Source organism: Nocardiopsis sp. TNDT3 (assembly GCF_003427465.1).
In the GTDB taxonomy this organism is placed as follows: domain Bacteria; phylum Actinomycetota; class Actinomycetes; order Streptosporangiales; family Streptosporangiaceae; genus Nocardiopsis; species Nocardiopsis dassonvillei.
The window spans coordinates 1-3,822 of sequence record NZ_QPFC01000512.1 but is presented as its reverse complement, the minus strand read 5'-3'; the positions used below and the strand labels follow the sequence as shown (position 1 = coordinate 3,822).

The 3,822-nt window shown below is 72.2% G+C and carries 4 protein-coding genes; all 4 read left to right on the top strand.

All coding sequences use genetic code 11. From position 1 onward, the window contains the following. Positions 1–804 (top strand): ABC transporter permease (locus DQW06_RS13375; protein ID WP_370449075.1); only part of this gene is annotated, 804 nt, incomplete at its 5' end. 588 nt (positions 805–1,392) lie between these two features. After that, positions 1,393–1,677, top strand: a complete 285-nt coding sequence (locus DQW06_RS13370) for a hypothetical protein (RefSeq protein ID WP_013154483.1) — start codon at positions 1,393–1,395, stop codon at positions 1,675–1,677. Next, positions 1,670–2,722 carry a polyprenyl synthetase family protein gene (locus DQW06_RS13365; RefSeq protein WP_117198559.1) on the top strand — a complete coding sequence of 351 codons (1,053 nt, stop codon included), beginning with the start codon at positions 1,670–1,672 and terminating at the stop codon, positions 2,720–2,722. Before DQW06_RS13370 ends, DQW06_RS13365 begins: the two co-directional genes overlap by 8 nt. A gap of 17 nt (positions 2,723–2,739) precedes the next feature. Continuing rightward, positions 2,740–3,822, top strand: a 1,083-nt coding sequence (locus tag DQW06_RS13360; RefSeq protein ID WP_157983435.1) for an oxygenase MpaB family protein, incomplete at its 3' end; no start/stop codon positions are given.

Here is a 3,822-nt window from a genome sequence, read left to right as displayed (position 1 = left end):
AGGAGGAAGGGGGAGGAGGACTCCACGCCCCTGGGCGGGCTGATCACGTTCTCCTCGTGCGCCGACGGCGACGCCTTCGTCGCGGGCGGGGAGGCGTCCGCCGTGCGTCCGGGGGAGCGGCTGGACCTCGACAACGCCCCCGGGGGCGGCTCCGCCGCCGGGCCCCGTCCCTGGACCGTCCCGCCGCTGCGCGAGGCCCGGGCCGCGGACGACCTGGTCGGGCAGGAGTACCGGGGCCTGTTCGTCACCCCGTCGGTCCTTCCGGTCGGGGAGCTGGAGTACCTCCAGTCCACGGTGTTCGTCACCCTGGACGGGAGCGACCCGGAGGCCGCCGAGCACGTGCGCAACCACATCGGGATCGACAGCCCCGGGACCTCTCTGCGCGCCCTCCACTCGGAGAGCGGCGGCAGCCTGTTGACGTCCATCGGCGACGCGCTCCGGGCCGGTGCGGTCCTCACCATGCTGGTGATCGGGGCGAGCATGGTCGTCTCCACGGTCGAGCAGCTGCGGGAGCGCAGGCGGCAGCTCCCGGTGCTGATCGCCTTCGGGACCAGCCGTTCCACGCTCGCCGCGTCGGTGCTGTGGCAGACCGCGATCCCGGTGGTGCTGGGCCTGGCGATCGCCGTCGGGGGCGGGACCGGGCTCGGGCTCCTCCTGCTGCGGCTGGCCGACCTCCCGGTCACCGACTGGTCGGGGTTCCTCCCGCTGGTGGGCGCCGGATTCGGCGTGATCGCGCTGGTGACGCTGGCGAGCCTGCCCTACCTGTGGCGGATGACGAGCCCCGAGGGACTGCGCACCGAGTGAGGCCGGGGAGCGTGGCGGGGTCGTGGATCCGGTGTCCGCGGCCCCGTCGGCCGTTCGGGGGAGGCGGTCACGTCGGAGGTCCCCGTCTCGGGAGGACCGCGGCGACCGAGGGAGACCCGGGACGGCCATATCGCCTTTTGTCCGACATTGAGGAGAACGCGTTTTCCCTACCCCCGACCGCGAACCCCCTTCAGGATTCACCGGGACCTGGAAGCCTCCCCGAGATTCGGGGAGGAGAACCCCGGAGCGAGCCGAATTCCGGCGTTCCGGACCGCCAGCCTTCGGAGTTCGACCCAGCCCCAACCCCGAAGAAGATGGCGACGGCAACCTGCAACAACACGGACAATCCGTACGGCGCCGCCGGTTTTTATTTACTCCTGTCCGTTTGCTCCTCTTGCTTCTTTCCGCCAACACTCGCCAAACCGAACCAGATCACACCATTGCGTTGACAAAAACGGCGATGGCCGAAGATGATCACTCCACGAGAACCGCGGCGGACATCCGGCCGCCCGGACGGTATTCGCCGTAGGCGGCGCCGTTTCCGGCCGCGGTCCTTTCCGTGCCGATCGGGAACAGGGGGTGTACGCCGTGGCGCACACCGATGATGACGCGGGCACCGACCGGGCACGCGAGCCGCTGCTGGTCGCGGCCGGGGTGGCCGACCTGGCATGCAGCCGGATCGGCGCGGCCCTGCGGGGAGCGCGGTCGCTGCTGGGCCGGTCGGACCTGGCCGAGCTGGCCCGGGACGGTCGGCGGGACCTGCGCCAGCGCGGCGAACTGGCGCTGCGACGGTACGCTCCGACGACCGAGTCCCACATGGAACTGCTCGCCCGGCGGGCCGCCGCCTCCCGCCCCGGCCACAGCGGTGGCTGAGACCGGGGAGCAGGTCCTGCTCCGGACGCGCGTGGACGCCGAACTCCGGGAGTTCGCGCGCCGGGAGACGGACCGGCTCGTCGCCATCGACGCCGACCTGCTGCCGGTGGCCGAGCAGCTGGACGTGGCGCTGACCGGGGGCAAACGCCTGCGCGCGTCGTTCTGCTACTGGGGGTGGCGCGCGGCCGGGCAGCCGGACAGCGACGCGCTGGTCAGGGCCGCCGCCGCGATGGAGCTGGTGCACGCCGCGGCCGTCGTCCACGACGACCTCATCGACGAGAGCCCGATACGGCACGGTGTGCCGAGCGCCCACGTCGCCCTGCGCGCGGCGTTCACCGGCAGGCCCAGGCCCCACGCCGGGAGCCGCGCCCTGGCCCTGCTGACCGGGGACCTGCTCATGTCGTGGGCCGCGGAGCTGTTCCTGTGCTGCGGTCTGCCCTCGGCCTACCTGTCCCGTGCCCGTGAGCTGTGGCTGGTCATGGCACGGGAGCTGATCGCCGGGGAGTGCCTGGAGGTGCTGCGCACCGGCTCCCCGCCCGACACGGGCCGCTCGCTCCAGGTGATCCGGTACAAGACGGCCAAGTACACCGTCGAGCACCCCCTGCGCATCGGCGGCGCGCTGGCCGGCGCCCCGGGCGCGGTGATGGAGGCCTTCACCGCCTACGGGCTTCCCCTGGGCGAGGCCTTCCAGCTGCGGGACGACCTGCTGGGGCTGTTCGGCGACCCGGAACTCACGGGCAAGTCGAACCTGGACGACGTCCGGGGCAACCGGCCCACCGTCCTGCTCGCCGAGACCTGGGCGGCCGCCACCGCGGCCGAGCGCCGGGAGCTGCGCGGTCTGCTCGGCCGCCGCGACCTGGAGGGCGAGGGCCTGTCCAGGGTGCGGTCGATCATGCGGCGCACCGGGGCGCCCGAGCGCGTCGAGGAGATGATCGACGAGCGCGTCCGGGCCGCCACCGACGCCCTCGACCGCGCCGACCTGCCGGACGGAGCCGCCGCCGCCCTGTCCCGGATGGTGGCCTCGGCCGCGGCCCGACACTCCTGACCCCTGGAAGGGATCCCATGTCCTACACACCGGAGTCCATGGACGCGCTGCGGCTCATGGGGGACGAGCTCGCCGACGCGACGGTGCAGACGCTCTTCGAACGCGGGGAGGTCGGCAAGTTCAACACCCTCATGCGCTACTTCTCCACCGCCGGACAGGACCTGCCCGACGGACTGCCCGACGTCGCCCGCGAGTACCTGCACGCCACGGCCGCGCCGCCCTCCTGGGTCGACTGGGACGAGATGGAGAGGGCCCGCCTGTTCTTCATCGACAACAACGTGCACATCTCCACCGCCCTGGCCTTCTCTGCGATGCCCGCCTGCTACGTCATCCCGCACGTGGCCAGACTGCTCAGCGCCACCCACGCCCTGGAGTACCCCTCGCGGCGCATGGCCGAGACCGGGCAGTTCACCGTGTACCTGATGCAGCCCGACGCCTTCGAGGCGGGGGGCCGGTTCGTCCCCTCGGCCCAGAAGGTGCGCCTGCTGCACGCCTCCATCCGCTACCACATGCGCCGGGAGGGCCGCTGGGACGTGGACGCGCTCGGCACGCCGATCTGCCAGGAGGACATGATCGGCGGCCAGATGATCTTCTCCATCCAGGTCCTGGACGCGCTGCACCGGCTGGGCGTGCACATGTCGGTCGAGGGCGCGGAGTCCTACTACTACGCCTGGCGCATCGTCGGCGCCATGCTCGGCGTCAGCACCGACCACGCTCCGCCCGACGTGGCCAGTGCCCGCGAGTTCTCCGACCGGTACATGACCCGGTACATGGGTCCCTCCGAGGAGGGTGCGTACCTGACCCGCCAGCTCATCGACCTCTACGAGGAGGTCGTGCCCGGGACCCTTCTGGACCCGGTGGTCGCCGCCCTCGTCCGCTACCTCATCGGCGACACCTGCGCCGACTGGCTCCAGGTTCCGCGCAGCGCCTGGGACACGGCCGTCAGGGCCTCCCCCGCCCTGCTCGGGATCCTCGAAAGCGTCGAGGACCGTTCCCCGCTGGGCGCGTGGGCCCTGGACCGCCTCGGCCACGTCACCACCCACCTGGAGCTGAGCTCCCTCACCCGCGGCAGGGTCATGCAGTACGCCATCCCCGAACGG